A 15840-nucleotide genomic window follows, 5' to 3' on the forward strand; every position below is an offset into this window, starting at 1 on the left:
AAAAGCCGCCCCGAGCCGGAAGGCCGGGGGCGGCTTTGTGAGAACGGCCCGCGCAGGATGCGCGGATCAGGCCATCACTGGCAGAGACGGAAGTCGTCGCAGAGCGCGCCGGCCGCGCCGCCGATGGCCGCGCCGCGCAGGCGGTCACCGCCGCTCTGGCCGCGGACGGTCTGCACGGTGTAGCCGGTCGCGGCGCCGATGATGGCGCGGTCGGCATCCGTCGGGTTGATGTTCTGGGTGCAGCCGGCCAGCGCGGTGGCGCTGAGGACGGCAGCGATGGCGAAAGCCTTCGACATGTGTCTAATCCTTTGAATGACGTGACGGGGGCAGAACGTGCCGCCCGCCCGTGAAGTTCAGGCGCAAGGCCGTGATCAGTAGCGGCGCTGGCAGACGCCGAAATCGTCGCAAAGCGCGCCGGCGGTCGCGCCGACAGCCGCGCCGGTGGCGACGTTCTCGTTGAGGGCCTTGGCGACCACGGCGCCGGCGACGGCACCGCCAGCGGCACGCTGCGCGTCCGGCGACAGGCCGGTCTGCATGTTCGGATCGCAAGCCGCGAGGCCGAGAACCAGGGCCGAAACACCGCCGATGCGGAAGAGGACGGATTTTTGCATATCAACTTGCCTGTATTTGGGGCCCGCTTCGGGACCGATTGTCGACAGGGTCCGGTTATCGCATGGCGGTGCCCCACGTCAAACTGACATGCCCGTGACATCAAGGGGTTCAGCACCAAGTCGCGCATTATTGCGCATCCTCATCATCTTCCTCATCACTGTCCCAGCCGTCGTCGTCGCCCGCGAAATCGGGGGCGTCCGAGGCGAAGATCTCGGGGAAGGCGGCCTCGGCGGCGGCCATGTCGACCTGAAGAAGCTGCTCGTAATCGGCGGGGTCGAAATCGCCGACGGGCTTCACCTCGCGCCCGATCAGCCAGGACAGCCGACCCGCGTCCAGATTGCCGCGCTCGAAGGGTTCTTCGCCGAAATGCCGGATCAGCGCCGCCAGGAAGCCCGCGTCGGCGCGGCGGTCGGCGGTCTTGCGGTCCTTGTAGCGCTCGCGCCGCGTGATCGGGGTCGCGCCCTTCTTGCGGTTCTCGCGCCGGATGACGAACTGGAAATCAGTGCCGGGCAGGCGCCCGGGAAAGCCGCGATGCTTCAGCATGCTGTGCCTCTTGCGCTGTGGCGCGCCGAGGCGGCGGCTGCGTGCGGGCAGACGGGCCGCCCGCGCGCGTGGGTCAGGCGGACGGGATCAGCCGAACTTGCCTTGGTAGACGGGCTCGGTCGTGACCGGGTTGCCCATGGCCGGGGCGGTCGGGACGAAGACGTCGTTGGCCGGCTGCTGACGCTGGCAGGCGGCGAAGGCGGACACCAGCACGAGGCCGAGGACGATTTTCTTGGACATGGTCTGAAACTCCTGTGAAGCGGGCGCTTTTGCACCCGGCTGCTCGATCGAAGGCCGGCATCTTTAGCGGCCGGCCCGCGCGCGATGATAGCCGGGCCCCGCCCATCCAGACAGGCACCGCATTTTGCCTCGGCGATCCGGCGCCGACCCTGTGGCGCGGCTGCATCATTCACAAGCTTGTGCATCTTCCGCATGGCCGGGCAATTACAGGGGGATATTGTCGTGCTTCTTCCACGGGTTCGCCAGGCTCTTGCCGCGCAGGCTGGCGAAGGCGCGGGCGACGCGGCGGCGGGTCGAGCGGGGCTGGATCACCTCGTCGATGAAACCTTTCTCGGCCGCGACGAAGGGATTGGCGAAGCGGTCCTCGTAATCCTTGGTGCGGGCGGCGATCTTCTCGGGCTCGCCCAGCTCGCCGCGATAGAGGATCTCGACCGCGCCCTTGGCGCCCATCACGGCGATCTCGGCCGTGGGCCAGGCGTAGTTGAAGTCCCCGCGCAGGTGCTTGGAGGCCATGACGTCGTAGGCCCCGCCATAGGCCTTGCGGGTGATGACCGTGACCTTCGGCACCGTCGCCTCGCCATAGGCGAAGAGCAGCTTCGCGCCGTGCTTGATGACGCCGCCATATTCCTGCCCCGTCCCCGGCAGGAAGCCCGGCACGTCGACCAGCGTCAGGATCGGGATCTCGAAGGCGTCGCAGAAGCGCACGAAGCGCGCGGCCTTGCGGCTGCTGTCGATGTCGAGGCAGCCGGCCAGCACCATCGGCTGGTTGGCGACGACGCCGACCGTCTGCCCCTCCAGCCGGATGAAGCCGATGATGATGTTGCCGGCGAAGTCCTTCTGGATCTCGTAGAAGTCGCCCTCGTCCGCGATCTTGGCGATCAGCTCCTTCATGTCGTAGGGCTGGTTCGGGTTCGCGGGGATCAGCGTGTCGAGGCTGGGCTCGACGCGGCGCGGGTCGTCGAAGAAGGGCCGCGTCGGCGCCTTCTGGCGGTTGTTCAGCGGCAGGAAGTCGAAGAGGCGGCGGATCTCCGACAGCGCCTCGACATCGTTCTCGAAGGCGCCGTCGGCGACCGAGGACTTCTTGGTATGGGTCGAGGCGCCGCCCAGTTCCTCGGCCGTGACGACCTCGTTGGTGACGGTCTTCACGACGTCGGGGCCGGTCACGAACATGTAGGACGTGTCGCGGACCATGAAGATGAAGTCGGTCATTGCCGGCGAATAGACCGCGCCCCCCGCGCAGGGGCCCATGATGACGCTGATCTGCGGCACCACGCCCGAGGCCATGATGTTGCGCTGGAACACCTCGGCGTAGCCGGCAAGCGAGGCCACCCCCTCCTGGATGCGCGCGCCGCCCGAGTCGTTCAGCCCGATCACCGGGGCGCCGTTCTGCATCGCCATGTCCATGATCTTGCAGATCTTCTGCGCATGCGTTTCCGACAGCGAGCCGCCGAAGACGGTGAAGTCCTGCGAAAAGACATAGACCATGCGGCCGTTGATCGTGCCCCAGCCCGTCACCACCCCGTCGCCATAGGGCCGGTCGTCCTCCATCCCGAAATCGGTCGAGCGGTGGGCGACGAACATGTCGAATTCCTCGAAGCTGCCCTCGTCCAGCAGCAACTCCAGCCGCTCGCGGGCGGTCAGCTTGCCCCGCGCATGCTGCGCGTCGATCCGGCGCTGCCCGCCCCCAAGCCGCGCCTGATCGCGCCGCCGCTCAAGCTCTTCAAGGATGTCCTTCATGCGCTGCCTCCCTGGCTTCAGCGAAGGTTAGACGCGCGCGGCGGCAGGCAAAAGAAGATTTCGGAACATTTGCAAACTATGTTCCGGGCGCACCGTGGAAACTGCGAACCTGCAATCCCGTCAGATCAGCCCCGGCAGCCGCAGCAGCAGCCCGGCCGCCGCGCAGCCTGCCAGCACCGTCACCGGCGACAGCTTGAAGCGCAGCACCGCGACCAGCGCGGCGACCGTCAGCAGCGCCGCCCAAGGATCGAGGCTGGCGAGGACCGGCAGCTCCAGCGCCAGCACCGCGGGGCGCAGCTCGGCGAAAAGGACGTGGAGGCCGAACCACACCGCGAGGTTCGCGATCACGCCCACCACCGCCGCGGTGATAGCGGTCAGCGCGGCCGAGAGCACCTGGTTGTCCCGCAGCCGCTCGATGAAGGGCGCGCCGAGGAAGATCCACAGGAAGCACGGCGCGAAGGTGACCCAGGTGGTCAGCAGCCCCCCAAGCGTGCCTGCCAGCAGCGGCGGCAGGGCGCCCGCGTCCCGCAGCGCGCCCATGAAGCCGACGAATTGCGTGACCATGATCAGCGGGCCGGGCGTCGTCTCGGCCATGCCGAGCCCGTCCAGCATCTCGCCCGGCGCCAGCCAGCCGAAGTTCTGCACCGCCTCCTGCGCGACATAGGCCAGCACCGCATAGGCGCCGCCGAAGGTCACGACGGCCATGACGCTGAAGAAACCCGCGATCTGCGCGAAGACGTCTTGGGGGCCGAGCATCAGGAACAGCAGCGCGACCGGCACCAGCCACAGCGCCAGGATCACGGCCGAGACGCGCAGCGCCCAAGCCCGGTTGACGCGGGTATGTTCGGGCGTCTCCTCGCCCAGCAGCGTGTCGGCGTCCGCCACCTGCTTGGCGCCCACCTTGCCATGCCCGCCGCCGCCCCTGAAGGCGGGCAGGCCGGCGCGGGCGCCGAAGAAGCCGATCAGCCCGGCGGCCAGGATGATCAGCGGGAAGGGCAGGCCGAAAACGAATATCGCCACGAACGAGGCGACGGCGATGCCGATCATCGCGCCGTTCTTCAGCGCCCGGCTGCCGATGCGGATCACCGCCTGCACCACGATGGCGAGGACGGCGGCCTTGAGGCCGAAGAACAGCGCCTCGACCGGACCGGCGTCGCCCCAGATGGCATAGACCCAGCTGAGCGCCATGATCGCGACGACGCCCGGCACCACGAAGAGCAGCCCCGCCACGATCCCGCCGATCGTGCGGTGCATCAGCCAGCCGATATAGACGGCCAGCTGCATCGCCTCGGGTCCCGGCAGCAGCATGCAGTAGTTCAGCGCGTGCAGGAACCGCTTTTCGCCCAGCCAGCGCTGCTCCTCGACCAGGATGCGGTGCATCAGCGCGATCTGACCCGCCGGCCCGCCGAAGCTGAGAAGGCCGATGCGCGCCCAGATGCGGGTCGCCTCGGCAAGGGTCGGGTAGGGGCGGTCGGTCATGGGCGCGCTCCGAATGATCTCTCGAGGTCTAGAGCATGAAGCCGGCCGTCCCGGCAAGCGCCGCCGCGCAAGCCGAGGCTTGACGCGGCGGGCGGGCAGGGGCACTTCCTCCGGCATGGGACTTCAGATCGAACTCGGGGCCGTCACGGCCAACTGGAAGGCGCTGGCCGCCCGCGCGCCCGGCGCGGCTTGCGCGGCCGTCGTCAAGGCGGATGCCTACGGGCTGGGGGCGGCGTGGGTGGCGCCCGCGCTCTACGCGGCCGGGGCGCGCGAATTCTTCGTGGCGCTGGCGCGCGAGGGGCAGGCCCTGCGCCCGCATCTGCCCGATGACGCGGTGATCAACGTCCTGTCGGGCCACATGGAGGGGGCAGACCTCCGCGGCCTCGTGCCCGTCCTGAACAGCCCGGCGCAGTTCTTCCGCGACCGCGCGCTGCGACCCGGCCAGCCCTTCGCGATCCAGCTGGACAGCGGCATGAACCGCCTCGGCATGGAGGCCGCTGAATGGGAGGCCATCCGCGCCGAGGCGTTGGCCGCGCGCCCGCGCTTCGTCATGTCCCACCTCGCCTGCGCCGATGAGCCGGAGCATCCGGCCAATGCGGCGCAGCTTGCGGCCTTTCGCAAGATGACCGAGGGCGTGGACGTGCCGCTGTCCCTGTCGGCGACAGGAGGCATCCTGCTGGGGCCGGACTACCATTTCGACCTCGTGCGGCCGGGGATCGGCCTCTATGGCGGGCTACCTTTTGCCGAGGCGCAGCCTGCGGTGCGTCTGTCCCTGCGCGTGATCCAGACCCGCGACGTGGCGGCTGGCGAGTTCGTCGGCTACGGCGCCGGCTGGACCGCGCCGCGGCCGAGCCGCATCGCGACGGTCGATGCGGGCTATGCCGACGGCGTCCTGCGCGCGCTCTCGGGCAAGGGCGCGCTGCTCTATGCGGGCGAGACGGGCTGCCCCATCGTCGGGCGCGTCTCGATGGACCTGATCACCGTCGATGTCAGCGCGCTTCCCGATGTGCCGGCGGCGCTGGAGCTGATCTGCCCGGCCCAGCCCATCGACCGGCTGGCGGACCTTGCCGGCACCATCGGCTACGAGATCCTGACCTCGCTGCGCGCCCGCTACGACCGGACCTATCTGTGAGGGCCATCCGCGCCATCGGCCGCCCCGCCCTGCGGGGGGTGCGGGGCGTCGGTGCCGTCGCGCTGTTCGCGCTGCGCGGCTTGACGGCGCTGCGGCCTATTCCGGCGCGGGCGCTGGCGGTGCAGCTGGTGCAGATCGGCTGGCTGTCGCTGCCCGTCGTTGGCTTGACCGCGCTCTTCACCGGCGCCGCGCTGGCGCTGCAGATCCATTCGGGCGGCGCGCGCTTTCAGGCCAGCGACGTCGTCCCCGCCATCGTCGCCATCGGCATGGTGCGCGAACTGGGCCCGGTCCTCGGCGGGTTGATGGTCGCGGCCCGCGTCGCCAGCTCGATCGCGGCCGAGATCGGCACCATGCGCGTGACCGAGCAGATCGACGCGCTGGTGACGCTGTCCACCGACCCGATGCGCTGGCTGGTGACCCCGCGCCTCTGGGCCGCGATCCTCAGCGTGCCGGCGCTGGTCGCGGTGGGCGACATCATCGGGATCATGGGCGGCTGGCTGGTCGGGACCGGCTCGCTCGGCTTCACCTCGGCGCGCTACATCGCGGACAGCTGGGCCTATCTGGAGACGTGGGATGTCCTCTCGGGCCTCATCAAGGGCGCGTTCTTCGGCTTCATCGTCGCGCTCAGCGGCTGCTGGTTCGGGATGCGCTGCGCCCGCGGGGCGGCGGGGGTGGGGCGCGCCACGACCTCGGCCGTGGTCGCCGCCGCCATCGGGATCCTGGCCGCGAACTTCGCGCTGACCGGGCTCTTCTTCCGATGAGCGCGCTGATCGAGACGCGCGGACTGACCCGCCGCTTCGGCGCCAAGACCGTGCTGGACGGCGTGGACCTGTCAATCGCGCAAGGCGAGAGCCTCTGCGTCATCGGCCAGTCCGGCACGGGCAAGTCGGTGCTGCTGAAATGCATCCTCGGCCTCGTGCCCCCCGACGCGGGCGAGGTCCTGTGGCAGGGCGCCCCGCTGGCCCCCCGGCGCGAGGCCTTCCTTGCCCGCTTCGGGATGCTGTTCCAGGGCGCGGCGCTCTTCGACAGCCTCAATGTCTGGCAGAACGTCGCCTTCCGCCTGCGCCAGCGCATGCCGGCCCGCGCCGCGCGCGAGATCGCGGTGGAAAAGCTCGCCCGGGTCGGCCTGCCGCCCGAGACGGCCGAGCTGATGCCGGCCGAGCTGTCGGGCGGCATGGCCAAGCGCGTGGGCCTTGCCCGCGCCATCGCGGACGATCCGCAGGTGATCTTCTTCGACGAGCCGACGACCGGCCTCGATCCCATCCGTGCCCGCGCCATCGACGCGCTGATCCGGGGCATCGTCACCGAGACCGGCGCGACGGCCATCACCATCACCCATGACATGGCCTCGGTCCGCGCCATCGGCGACCGGGTCGCGCTGCTGGCCGGCGGGCGGATCGCCTGGTCGGGACCCGTGGCCCGGATGGATGACGCGCCCGAACTGGCGGGCTTTCTGGGCCGGCCCGTGGCCCAGAAGCCGTGATCTGCCGCGCGGACGTGCAACCAACGGCAGGGCTGGGCCGTTTTGCCGCTACGGGCAGCACCGTTGCCGCTTGGCTGTCCAAACACGGCTTGTGCGAATCCCGCGCGATTGCCACCATGAGGCGAGATGCCTGAGCAGGAGAAGAATTTGGGCCTATCCCCGACGCCCCCCGTTGCCACGCCTCCGGCCGAAACCCTGCTGGAATTTCCCGACAACCGGCTGCTGATCGACCTCTGCGGCGCCAATGACCGCCACCTGGCGCGGATCGAGGAGGCCCTTGGCGTCCACATCCTGCGCCGCGGCAACCAGCTGGCGGTCGTCGGCAATCCCGAGACCCAGGCCGAGGCCAGCCAGCTTCTGCGCGGGCTCTACGACCGGCTCGAGAAGTCGCGCCCGGTCAGCCTGTCCGAGATCGACGCCGCCCTCCGCATGGGGATGGAGCCGGGGCACGACACGACCCCGGCCGAACAGCTCGAGATGTTCGCGCAGGGCAATTACGAGCTGCGCACCCGCAAGAAGTCGGTCGAGCCGCGCACGGACGCGCAGAAGGCCTATGTCAGCGCGCTCTTCCAGCACGAGCTGGCCTTCGGCATCGGCCCGGCGGGGACGGGCAAGACCTATCTGGCCGTGGCCGTGGGCGTGACCATGCTGATCGGCGGGCATGTGGACAAGATCATCCTCTCGCGCCCGGCCGTCGAGGCGGGCGAGCGGCTTGGCTTTCTGCCCGGCGACATGAAGGAGAAGGTCGATCCCTACATGCAGCCGCTCTATGATGCGCTGAACGACTTCCTGCCGGCTAAGCAGATGCAGAAGCTGATGGAGGAGAAGCGCATCGAGATCGCGCCGCTGGCCTTCATGCGCGGCCGCACCCTCAGCCGCGCCTTCGTGGTGCTGGACGAGGCGCAGAACGCGACTACGATGCAGATGAAGATGTTCCTGACGCGGCTTGGCGAGGGCTCGCGCATGGTCATCACGGGCGACCGGACGCAGGTGGACCTGCCGCGCGGGATGCAGTCGGGCCTTGCGGATGCCGAGCGCATCCTGTCGGGCGTGAAGGGCATCAGCTTCAGCTACTTCACGGCAGACGACGTGGTGCGCCACCCGCTTGTCGCGCGCATCATCAAGGCCTATGACGCCGAGGATGCCGCGGCCCTCGCCCGCGGCGAGACAGAGGAGCCGCGCGGGCAATATGTCCCGCGGCGGCAGATGCGGAACGATGCCTGACGAGATCACCGTCGATTGCGTCATCGAGGATGACCGATGGGAGGCCGCCAGTCTTGAGGATCTGGCGGCCCGCGCCGTGACCGCGACGCTGGACTGGCACAAGATCGGGGGCGAGGTCGTGGTCCTTGGCTGCGACGACGCCCGCATCGCCGCGCTCAACGCCGACTTCCGGGGCAAGCCGCGCGCGACGAACGTCCTCTCCTGGCCGTCGGCCGATCCCGCCCCGCGCGCGCCGGGCGAGCTTCCCGTCCCGCCGGACGAGGAGGAACTGGGCGACATCGCCATCGCCCTCGAGACTTGCGCCGCCGAGGCCGAGGCGCAGGGCAAGCCCTTCGCCCATCACGTCCAGCACCTGCTGGTCCACGCGACCCTCCATCTTCTCGGCTACGATCACGAGACCGATCCCGACGCCCAGGTGATGGAGGACACCGAGCGCGCCATCCTGGACACGCTCGGCATCCCCGACCCCTATCACGAGACGGAAAGCTCATGAATTCCGAGTCCCGATTACCCGATACGCCCGACCCGGGCCCCGCCGATCCCGAACCCGAGCAGGGCAGCGGGCGCGGCTTCTTCGGCCGCATCTTCGGCCGCGCCGAGCCGACCGAGGAGCCCGCGTCCCCGGCCCAGCCCGCCCCCGGCATGGTGAACCTGCGGCGGATGCGCGTCCACGACGTCGCCATCCCCAAGGCCGAAATCATCGCCGCCCCGCTCAACATCACGCTGGACGACCTGGTGACCATGTTCCGCGAACACGGCTTCACCCGCATCCCGGTCTTCCGCGGCACGCTGGACAGCCCGCTCGGCCTGATCCACCTCAAGGACCTGGCGCTGAAGCACGGCTTTGGGGCGGGCGGCAAGTTCACGCTGCGGCCGATGCTGCGCCCGATGCTCTACGTCCCGCCCTCCATGCCCATCGGCATCCTGCTGCAGCAGATGCAGACCAGACGCATCCACATGGCGCTGGTGATCGACGAATATGGCGGCGTGGACGGGCTGGTGACCATCGAGGACCTGATCGAGCAGGTCATTGGCGAGATCGAGGACGAGCATGACGAGGACGAGGGCGGCCTGTGGGTCAGCGAGAAGCCCGGCCAGTGGCTCATCCAGGCCCGCGCGCCCCTGGCCGAGGTCGAGGCCGAGACCGGCATCCGCCTCGCGACCGACGAGGAGGGCGACGAGGTCGACACGCTCGGCGGGCTCATCTTCATGATGATCGGCCGCGTGCCCCTGCGCGGCGAGGTCATCGCCCATCCCTCGGGCGCCGAGTTCGAGGTGGTCGAGGCCGACCCGCGCCGCATCAAGCGCGTCCGCCTGCGGATGCCGAACGTGGCCACCGCCACCGACCGGCCCAAGCGCGCCGAGGCGAAGGCGCAGGCCGCGGAATGACGATGACGGACGGAAACATCGTCACGGGTTAAGGCTGGCCGCCGGCCAGGTGGGGGCGCAAGCGCCCCCTCAAGCCGCCCCGAAGCGCCGCAGCGCCGCCTGGAGGAACAGGTCCCGCAGCGGGGCGACCTCCATCATCACCTCGTGCCGCGCGCCGGGCACCTCCAGCAGTTCGGCCCCCGGCCAGCGCGCCACCCGGTCGCGGATCGCCTGGCCCGACACGATCCGCTCCTCGCTGCCGAGCGAGACCAGCATCGGTACCTCGGGCGAGGCGATGCGCGAGAGCCGCGTGCATTCGTTCAGCGCCTTGCCGACCCAATCGAAGCTGGCCCCGCCGATGGTCAGGTCTTTCCAATGCGCCGCCTCGCGCAGCAGACGCGCCCATTCGTCGACGTCATGCGTCAGCAGGTTCTCCGAGAAGGACTCGTCCAGAAGGTAGGTGCGGATGCTGCCGCCGCTGCCGGGCGCGGGCAGGCCGCCCCGCCCGATGCGGCCCGCCAGATAGGCGATGCCGAGTGCCACGCCGTGCTGGATGCGGCGCAGGTTGATGCCCCACATCGGCGCCGAGAAGACGGCGCTGTCGACGGGCAGGTCGGCCTCCAGCGCGGCCAGGCCGATGCAGCCGCCCATCGAATGGGCCAGAAGATGCCAGGGGCGGGGAAGGTCCAGCTCGCCCGCGGCCACGACCATCTCGACCACGTCGCGCTGGTAGTCGGCGAAATCGCGGATATGGCCGGGGCGCGGATCAGCCTGCAGCCGGTCCGAGGCACCTTGCCCGCGCCAGTCGATCGCCAGAACGTGAAGGCCCGCCGCGGTGAGGCGGCGGGCGATGGGGGCGTATTTCTCGAGATACTCGGTGCGGCCGGGAAACAGCAGGACCGTTCCCGCGGCCGCGTCGGGGCGGTCGGCCTCCCACAGCCCGAGGCGCAGGCGCACCCCGTCGTCGCTGCGGACCCAGAAGGTCCGCGCCGGGACGAGCGGGTCGCCCGGCAGCTGGTGGAAGGGCGCCGGCTCCACGGAGATCAGGACAGCTTCTGGCCCAGCTGCATCGCGACGGCCATCGAGCCGTCCAGCGCCAGCTTGCCGGTCATGAAGGCGGTGGTCGGGTTCACGCTGCCGTCCATGATCCCCTCGAAGGTCTCGCGGCTGGCGGTCAGCGTCACCTCGGCCTCCTCGCCGTCCTCGGCCGGACGCACGCCGCCCTCGTCGATCATGATCGCCCCCTCGCCGGTGATCACGAACTTGGCGGAGCTGTCGAAGCTGTCGATCTTCTCGCTCAGTTTCTCGACGGCGGCATTCACGACTTCGCTCATGGTCTTCCTTTCACATGCGCTTTGGCTGGCGCCCGGCGCGCGGGCTGGGTTACACCTGTGATATGAGCGCCCTTCGGCCCGATTACCACAGTATCGTCACGGCATTCCGTCAAGGAGTTCTGACGATTTTCCTCGTCCTGACAACCGCTTTCGCGGCGTTCGGCCAGAACGCGGCGCGCGATGCGGCCCTCGACGAGGCCTTCGCGCGACTCGCCGCGCCCCAGGGCGAGGGCTGGCGCATCGCCGAGGCGGACATCCTGCGCGAATGGTCCCGCTCGGGCTCGGCGGCGATGGACGTGCTGCTGCGGCGGGGCGAGCAGGCGCTGGACCGCGGCGACATTCCGGCCGCGATCGGGCACCTGACGGCGCTGACCGACCATGCGCCGGACTTCGCCGCCGGCTGGCACACCCGCGCCGCCGCCTTCGCCCTGTCCGGGCAGGTCGGCCCCGCCATTTCCGATCTCGCCCGCACGCTCGAGCTGGAGCCGCGCCACTTCGCGGCCCTGACGCAGCTCGGCGCGCTTCTCGAGGACATCGGTGATCCGAAGGCCGCGCAGGCGGCCTATCGCGAGAGCTTGAGGATCCATCCGCACCAGCAGGAAGCCATCGATGGCCTCGCACGTCTGGAACGCGGCGATCAGGGCACCGATATCTGAGGCCATGAACATGACGACGCGCGGGCGGATCACCGCCATCCTTGGGCCCACCAACACGGGCAAGACGCATCACGCCATCGAGCGGATGCTGGGCCACCGGACCGGGGTGATCGGCCTGCCGCTGCGGCTTCTGGCGCGCGAGGTCTATGACCGGATCGTGAAGGCGCGCGGCCCCTCGGTCGTGGCGCTTGTTACCGGCGAGGAGCGCATCGTTCCCGACCGCGTGCAGTACTGGGTCGCCACGACCGAGGCCATGCCCGAGATCGGCGCCGACTTCGTCGCCATCGACGAGATCCAGCTCTGCGCCGACCCCGAGCGGGGGCATGTCTTCACCGACCGCCTGCTTCACATGCGGGGTCTCCACGAGACGCTGTTCCTCGGCTCGGACACGATGCGGCCCGCCATCGCGGCGCTGGTTCCCGAAACGCAGTTCGTGCGGCGCGAACGGTTCTCGGCCCTCAGCTGGGCGGGGTCCAAGAAGCTGTCGCGCATGCCTGCGCGCAGCGCCATCGTCGGCTTCTCGGTCGATGACGTCTATGCCATGGCCGAGCTGATCCGCCGCCAGAAGGGCGGCTGCGCCGTGGTCATGGGCGCGCTGTCGCCCCGCACGCGCAACGCGCAGGTCGAGATGTACCAGAACGGCGAGGTGGATTACCTCGTCGCCACCGATGCCATCGGCATGGGTCTCAATCTCGACATCCGCCACGTCGCGTTCAGCGCCACGCACAAGTTCGACGGCCGCCGCGTCCGCCCGCTCTTTCCGCACGAGATGGGCCAGATCGCGGGCCGCGCCGGCCGGCACACCGAATCCGGCACCTTCGGCGTCACCGGCGAGGCGCAGATCCTCGACGACGGCCTGATCGACGCGCTCGAGAACCACCGCTTCGCGCCCATCAGCCGCCTCATGTGGCGCAACGCGGCGCTGGAATTCGGCACAATGGACCGGCTGGTGCAGTCGCTGGAAACCGCGCCCGCGCATGAGTGGCTGTCGCGCGGGCGCGAGGCGGACGATCTGTCGGCGCTGAAGCTCCTGCGCGAGATGCCCGAGATCCGGGACCGCGTGCAGGGCGGCAAGGATGTGCGGCTGCTCTGGGACGTCTGCCGCGTGCCCGATTTCCGCGGCATTTCCAGCATGGAGCACGCGACGCTGCTGGCCCGCATCTACGGCTTCCTGCAGGAGGGGCACATCCCGGCCGACTGGCTGGAGCGCTCCATCGCGCGCATCGACCGGACGCATGGCGACATCGACGCCATCTCGAAGCGCCTCGCTTATATCCGCACCTGGACCTACGTGGCGCAAAGAACGGGCTGGGTGGCGGACGAAAAGCATTGGCGCGAACAAACGCGCGCTGTAGAAGACCGCCTGTCAGATGCGCTGCACGCGGCGCTGACCCAGAGATTTGTGGACCGGCGCACCTCGGTTTTGCTGCGCCGGCTCAACCAGAAGGAGAGCCTGGTGGCTGAAGTGAACGACAAGGGCGAAGTGACGGTCGAGGGCGAGTTCGCCGGCCGTCTGGAAGGGTTCCGCTTCCGCCCCGACCAGACCGGCTCGGCCGACGAGGCGCGGATGCTGAACCGCGCCAGCTACGAGGCGCTGCGCCCCGAGTTCCACCTGCGCGCCGACCGCCTCTACAACGCCCCCGACACCGAGATGGACTTCACCGAGCAGGGCGGCCTGATGTGGGGCAGCCAGGCGGTGGGCAAGCTGGTCAAGGGCAGCGATCCGCTGCATCCGGGCGTCGAGGCCTTCGTCGATGAGGAAGCCGGCCCCGAGATCACGGACAAGGTCCGCCGGCGCCTGCAGCACTTCATCGACCGCAAGGTCGCTGCCGCCTTCGAGCCGCTTCTGACGCTTCAGCGCGACGAGACGCTGACCGGCCTCGCCCGCGGCTTCGCCTTCCGCCTGGTCGAGGCGCTTGGCGTCCTGCCCCGCGAGGGCGTGGCGACCGAGGTGAAGGAGCTGGACCAGGACTCGCGCGGGGCGCTGCGCAAACACGGCGTGCGCTTCGGCCAGTTCACCATCTTCCTGCCCGCGCTTCTGAAGCCCGCGCCGACCCGGCTGCGGCTGGTGCTGTGGTCGCTGCATCAGGGACTGGACGAGTTCCCGGAAAGCCCGCCGCCGGGCCTCGTGACGATCCCCCACATTCCCGACGTGCCCTTCGGCTATTACATCCTGTCCGGCTACCGTCCGGCGGGCGAGCGCGCCATCCGCATCGACATGCTGGAGCGTCTGGCCGACATGCTGCGCCAGCAGGACACGCGCGGCGGCTTCGAGGCGATCCCGGACATGCTGTCGATCACCGGCATGACGCTGGAGCAGTTCGCGGGCCTGATGGAGGGCCTCGGCTACGCCGCCGAGCGCGGCGAGCGGCCGAAGACCCGCGCCGCCGAGCCCGCGCCGGTGGCGCCCGCGCCGGAGGCGCCCGCCTCGGACGCGCCGTTGACCGAGGAGGAGTCGGTGCTGGCCGCCGAGACCCGCGCCAAGTGGGAGGCCGAGCAGGCCGAGAAGCGCCGCGCCGAGGCCGAGGCCGCCGCGGCGGATGCGGAGGCGATGGCCGCCGAGACCGGCATCGAGCCGGCCGGCGAGGCGGTCGAGGCGCCCGCGCCGGCCGAGAGCGAGGTCTTCTACACCTTCCGTTGGGCGCCGAAGCCCCGCGGTCCGCGTCGTCCGCAGGGCGAGGGGCAGCAGCGCCGCGGCGCGCCGCGCCGCGACGCCCCGGCCGAGGGCGAGACACGCGAGGCTCGCGGGCCGAAACCGCCGCGCCGCGAGGGCGAGGGTGGCGGACGCCGCGAGGGTGACGGCGGCGGACGCCGTGAGGACCGCGGCGAGAAGCCGGGCGGCAAGTTCGGCGGCAAGCCGCGCCGCGAGGATGGCGGGCATCAGGGCGGGCCGCGCAAGGGCGGCAAGCCCCAGCATAACAAGCCGCAGACCTTCTCGTCGCGCCCCGAGCGCGAGAAGAAGGCCGATCCCGACAGCCCCTTCGCGATCCTCGCCGCGCTGAAGGACCGCAAATAGGGTGCAGCCCGCGCCTGTTCCCGGCCTGCGGCTGGACAAGTGGCTGTTCCAGGCGCGGGTCTTCAAGTCCCGCGCCCTGGCGGCCGAGCGGATCGAGAAGGGCGGCATCCGCATCAACGGCCAGTCCTGCGCCAAGCCCGGCCGCTTGGTGCGGGTGGGGGACGAGCTGGTCATCTCGGCCCATGGGCGGCTCAGGGTGCTGACCGTCGCCGCCCTGGGCGAACGGCGCGGCCCGGCGACCGAGGCGCGGCTGCTTTATGATGAGGCGCCGCAGCCGGGGACGGGGGACGGGTTGATTGATCCCGGTGAAGGGACTAGGTGAAGCCCGAAAGAGCAAAGCACGAGAGCGCGCCAGATGACCTATGTCGTGACCGACAACTGCATCATGTGCAAATACACCGACTGCGTCGAAGTCTGTCCGGTGGATTGCTTCTATGAGGGCGAGAACACGCTGGTCATCCACCCGGACGAGTGCATCGATTGCGGCGTCTGCGAACCGGAATGCCCCGCCGACGCGATCCGCCCGGACACCGAGCCGAACATGGACAGCTGGGTCGAGTTCAATCGCAAGTATTCCGAGCAATGGCCGGTGATCACGCGCAAGAAGGACCCGCTGCCGACCGCCGCCGAGATGGACGGACAGCCCGGCAAGCTGGAGAAATACTTCTCGGAAGCGCCGGGCGAGGGCGACTGACACCGCCCTTGGCGTGGGTGATTCGCGGCGCCGGGATGATCGACCTTGACTTGCAGATCGCGCAAGTCACCTGCGAACAAGGCAAAAACGCGCCGCCCGCCATGCGGCCGATGCCGCGACGCGGCGCTTTTTTCGGCGTCGTTTTTATGTTACGTTGTCTCTCGCTGCGCCATCAAGGATGCTTTGCGTAAAGGTCCCGGTGCGCCGCCCGGACTGCCATCCCTCGCCCTCTGCCGGGCTCGGGGCAACAGACATATAGGAAAATCGGATCGAAGGTGGCTGGCGCCGCTCTCGGTCCTTTGTGCCCTTGTCATGGGGCGCT

General features: G+C 69.7%; 19 protein-coding genes. 11 read left to right on the forward strand and 8 right to left on the reverse strand.

Going from position 1 to position 15840, the window contains the following annotated elements; translation table 11 throughout:
• Nucleotides 1-74: 74 nt before the first annotated feature.
• From BLP73_RS09955 to chrA, 6 genes are all read right to left on the reverse strand, one after another.
• Nucleotides 75-296: a hypothetical protein gene (locus BLP73_RS09955; RefSeq protein WP_090743413.1), complete on the reverse strand. Its 222-nt coding sequence runs from the start codon at nt 294-296 to the stop codon at nt 75-77.
• A 75-nt stretch (nt 297-371) separates the two neighbouring features.
• Nucleotides 372-611, reverse strand: coding sequence for a hypothetical protein (locus BLP73_RS09960; RefSeq protein WP_090743416.1), 240 nt, complete (start codon nt 609-611; stop codon nt 372-374).
• A 127-nt stretch (nt 612-738) separates the two neighbouring features.
• Complete coding sequence (locus BLP73_RS09965) at nt 739-1155, reverse strand: hypothetical protein (protein ID WP_090743419.1); 417 nt, start codon at nt 1153-1155, stop codon at nt 739-741.
• Nucleotides 1156-1242: 87 nt separating this feature from the next.
• Nucleotides 1243-1395 (reverse strand): hypothetical protein, encoded by a 153-nt coding sequence (locus BLP73_RS19385; RefSeq protein WP_175453302.1) that lies wholly within the window; start codon nt 1393-1395, stop codon nt 1243-1245.
• A 204-nt stretch (nt 1396-1599) separates the two neighbouring features.
• Nucleotides 1600-3132, reverse strand: coding sequence for an acyl-CoA carboxylase subunit beta (locus tag BLP73_RS09970; protein ID WP_090743421.1), 1533 nt, complete (start codon nt 3130-3132; stop codon nt 1600-1602).
• Nucleotides 3133-3252: 120 nt separating this feature from the next.
• Entirely contained in the window at nt 3253-4611 is a 1359-nt protein-coding gene (gene chrA / locus BLP73_RS09975) for a chromate efflux transporter (RefSeq protein ID WP_090743423.1), read from the reverse strand.
• Nucleotides 4612-4726: 115 nt separating this feature from the next.
• On the opposite strand from chrA, the gene alr reads away from it, so the two are divergent.
• The 6 genes from alr to BLP73_RS10005 all read left to right on the forward strand — a co-directional run bounded on the left by alr (nt 4727) and on the right by BLP73_RS10005 (nt 9839).
• On the forward strand, nt 4727-5743 hold the full coding sequence (alr, locus tag BLP73_RS09980; RefSeq protein WP_090743426.1) for an alanine racemase: 1017 nt from the start codon (nt 4727-4729) through the stop codon (nt 5741-5743).
• Nucleotides 5740-6504, forward strand: a complete 765-nt coding sequence (locus BLP73_RS09985; protein WP_090743429.1) for an MlaE family ABC transporter permease — start codon at nt 5740-5742, stop codon at nt 6502-6504. Before alr ends, BLP73_RS09985 begins: the two co-directional genes overlap by 4 nt.
• 5 nt (nt 6505-6509) lie before the next feature.
• Nucleotides 6510-7226: an ABC transporter ATP-binding protein gene (locus BLP73_RS09990; protein ID WP_090743901.1), complete on the forward strand. Its 717-nt coding sequence runs from the start codon at nt 6510-6512 to the stop codon at nt 7224-7226.
• Nucleotides 7227-7352: 126 nt separating this feature from the next.
• Entirely contained in the window at nt 7353-8450 is a 1098-nt protein-coding gene (locus tag BLP73_RS09995; RefSeq protein WP_090743432.1) for a PhoH family protein, read from the forward strand.
• A complete protein-coding gene (gene ybeY / locus BLP73_RS10000; protein WP_090743435.1) occupies nt 8443-8943 on the forward strand; it encodes an rRNA maturation RNase YbeY in 501 nt (166 codons plus the stop codon). The genes BLP73_RS09995 and ybeY overlap by 8 nt, the downstream gene beginning before the upstream one ends.
• Nucleotides 8940-9839 carry a transporter associated domain-containing protein gene (locus tag BLP73_RS10005; protein WP_090743438.1) on the forward strand — a complete coding sequence of 300 codons (900 nt, stop codon included), beginning with the start codon at nt 8940-8942 and terminating at the stop codon, nt 9837-9839. The genes ybeY and BLP73_RS10005 overlap by 4 nt, the downstream gene beginning before the upstream one ends.
• 69 nt (nt 9840-9908) lie before the next feature.
• On the opposite strand, the gene BLP73_RS10010 is transcribed toward BLP73_RS10005, so the two are convergent.
• Nucleotides 9909-10856: an alpha/beta hydrolase gene (locus tag BLP73_RS10010; protein ID WP_090743441.1), complete on the reverse strand. Its 948-nt coding sequence runs from the start codon at nt 10854-10856 to the stop codon at nt 9909-9911.
• Between the two features lie 5 nt (nt 10857-10861).
• Nucleotides 10862-11152, reverse strand: coding sequence for an SCP2 sterol-binding domain-containing protein (locus BLP73_RS10015; RefSeq protein WP_090743444.1), 291 nt, complete (start codon nt 11150-11152; stop codon nt 10862-10864).
• Between the two features lie 62 nt (nt 11153-11214).
• Between BLP73_RS10015 and BLP73_RS10020 the strand changes: the two genes are divergently transcribed.
• Genes BLP73_RS10020 through BLP73_RS19390 form a run of 5 tightly spaced genes read left to right on the forward strand, consistent with a single transcriptional unit; the run spans nt 11215 to nt 15709 of the window.
• Entirely contained in the window at nt 11215-11808 is a 594-nt protein-coding gene (locus tag BLP73_RS10020; RefSeq protein ID WP_139165932.1) for a tetratricopeptide repeat protein, read from the forward strand.
• Nucleotides 11809-11818: 10 nt separating this feature from the next.
• A complete protein-coding gene (locus BLP73_RS10025) occupies nt 11819-14824 on the forward strand; it encodes a helicase-related protein (RefSeq protein ID WP_090743904.1) in 3006 nt (1001 codons plus the stop codon).
• 1 nt (nt 14825) lies between these two features.
• Nucleotides 14826-15146 (forward strand): RNA-binding S4 domain-containing protein, encoded by a 321-nt coding sequence (locus BLP73_RS10030; protein ID WP_090743453.1) that lies wholly within the window; start codon nt 14826-14828, stop codon nt 15144-15146.
• A gap of 33 nt (nt 15147-15179) precedes the next feature.
• Entirely contained in the window at nt 15180-15518 is a 339-nt protein-coding gene (gene fdxA / locus BLP73_RS10035) for a ferredoxin FdxA (RefSeq protein ID WP_090743456.1), read from the forward strand.
• A gap of 35 nt (nt 15519-15553) precedes the next feature.
• Entirely contained in the window at nt 15554-15709 is a 156-nt protein-coding gene (locus BLP73_RS19390; protein ID WP_175453303.1) for a hypothetical protein, read from the forward strand.
• The last annotated feature ends 131 nt before the right edge of the window (nt 15710-15840 follow it).

The organism is Paracoccus tibetensis (assembly GCF_900102505.1).
GTDB lineage: Bacteria > Pseudomonadota > Alphaproteobacteria > Rhodobacterales > Rhodobacteraceae > Paracoccus > Paracoccus tibetensis.

What these genes read in the sequence shown, in the direction of transcription:
- BLP73_RS09955 (WP_090743413.1), bottom strand. Translation starts at nt 296, where the DNA reads ATGTCGAAGGCTTTCGCCATCGCTGCCGTCCTCAGCGCCACCGCGCTG.
- BLP73_RS09960 (WP_090743416.1), bottom strand. Translation starts at nt 611, where the DNA reads ATGCAAAAATCCGTCCTCTTCCGCATCGGCGGTGTTTCGGCCCTGGTT.
- BLP73_RS09965 (WP_090743419.1), bottom strand. Translation starts at nt 1,155, where the DNA reads ATGCTGAAGCATCGCGGCTTTCCCGGGCGCCTGCCCGGCACTGATTTC.
- BLP73_RS19385 (WP_175453302.1), bottom strand. Translation starts at nt 1,395, where the DNA reads ATGTCCAAGAAAATCGTCCTCGGCCTCGTGCTGGTGTCCGCCTTCGCC.
- BLP73_RS09970 (WP_090743421.1), bottom strand. Translation starts at nt 3,132, where the DNA reads ATGAAGGACATCCTTGAAGAGCTTGAGCGGCGGCGCGATCAGGCGCGG.
- chrA (WP_090743423.1), bottom strand. Translation starts at nt 4,611, where the DNA reads ATGACCGACCGCCCCTACCCGACCCTTGCCGAGGCGACCCGCATCTGG.
- alr (WP_090743426.1), top strand. Translation starts at nt 4,727, where the DNA reads ATGGGACTTCAGATCGAACTCGGGGCCGTCACGGCCAACTGGAAGGCG.
- BLP73_RS09995 (WP_090743432.1), top strand. Translation starts at nt 7,353, where the DNA reads ATGCCTGAGCAGGAGAAGAATTTGGGCCTATCCCCGACGCCCCCCGTT.
- ybeY (WP_090743435.1), top strand. Translation starts at nt 8,443, where the DNA reads ATGCCTGACGAGATCACCGTCGATTGCGTCATCGAGGATGACCGATGG.
- BLP73_RS10005 (WP_090743438.1), top strand. Translation starts at nt 8,940, where the DNA reads ATGAATTCCGAGTCCCGATTACCCGATACGCCCGACCCGGGCCCCGCC.
- BLP73_RS10015 (WP_090743444.1), bottom strand. Translation starts at nt 11,152, where the DNA reads ATGAGCGAAGTCGTGAATGCCGCCGTCGAGAAACTGAGCGAGAAGATC.
- BLP73_RS10020 (WP_139165932.1), top strand. Translation starts at nt 11,215, where the DNA reads ATGAGCGCCCTTCGGCCCGATTACCACAGTATCGTCACGGCATTCCGT.
- BLP73_RS10025 (WP_090743904.1), top strand. Translation starts at nt 11,819, where the DNA reads ATGACGACGCGCGGGCGGATCACCGCCATCCTTGGGCCCACCAACACG.
- fdxA (WP_090743456.1), top strand. Translation starts at nt 15,180, where the DNA reads ATGACCTATGTCGTGACCGACAACTGCATCATGTGCAAATACACCGAC.
- BLP73_RS19390 (WP_175453303.1), top strand. Translation starts at nt 15,554, where the DNA reads ATGATCGACCTTGACTTGCAGATCGCGCAAGTCACCTGCGAACAAGGC.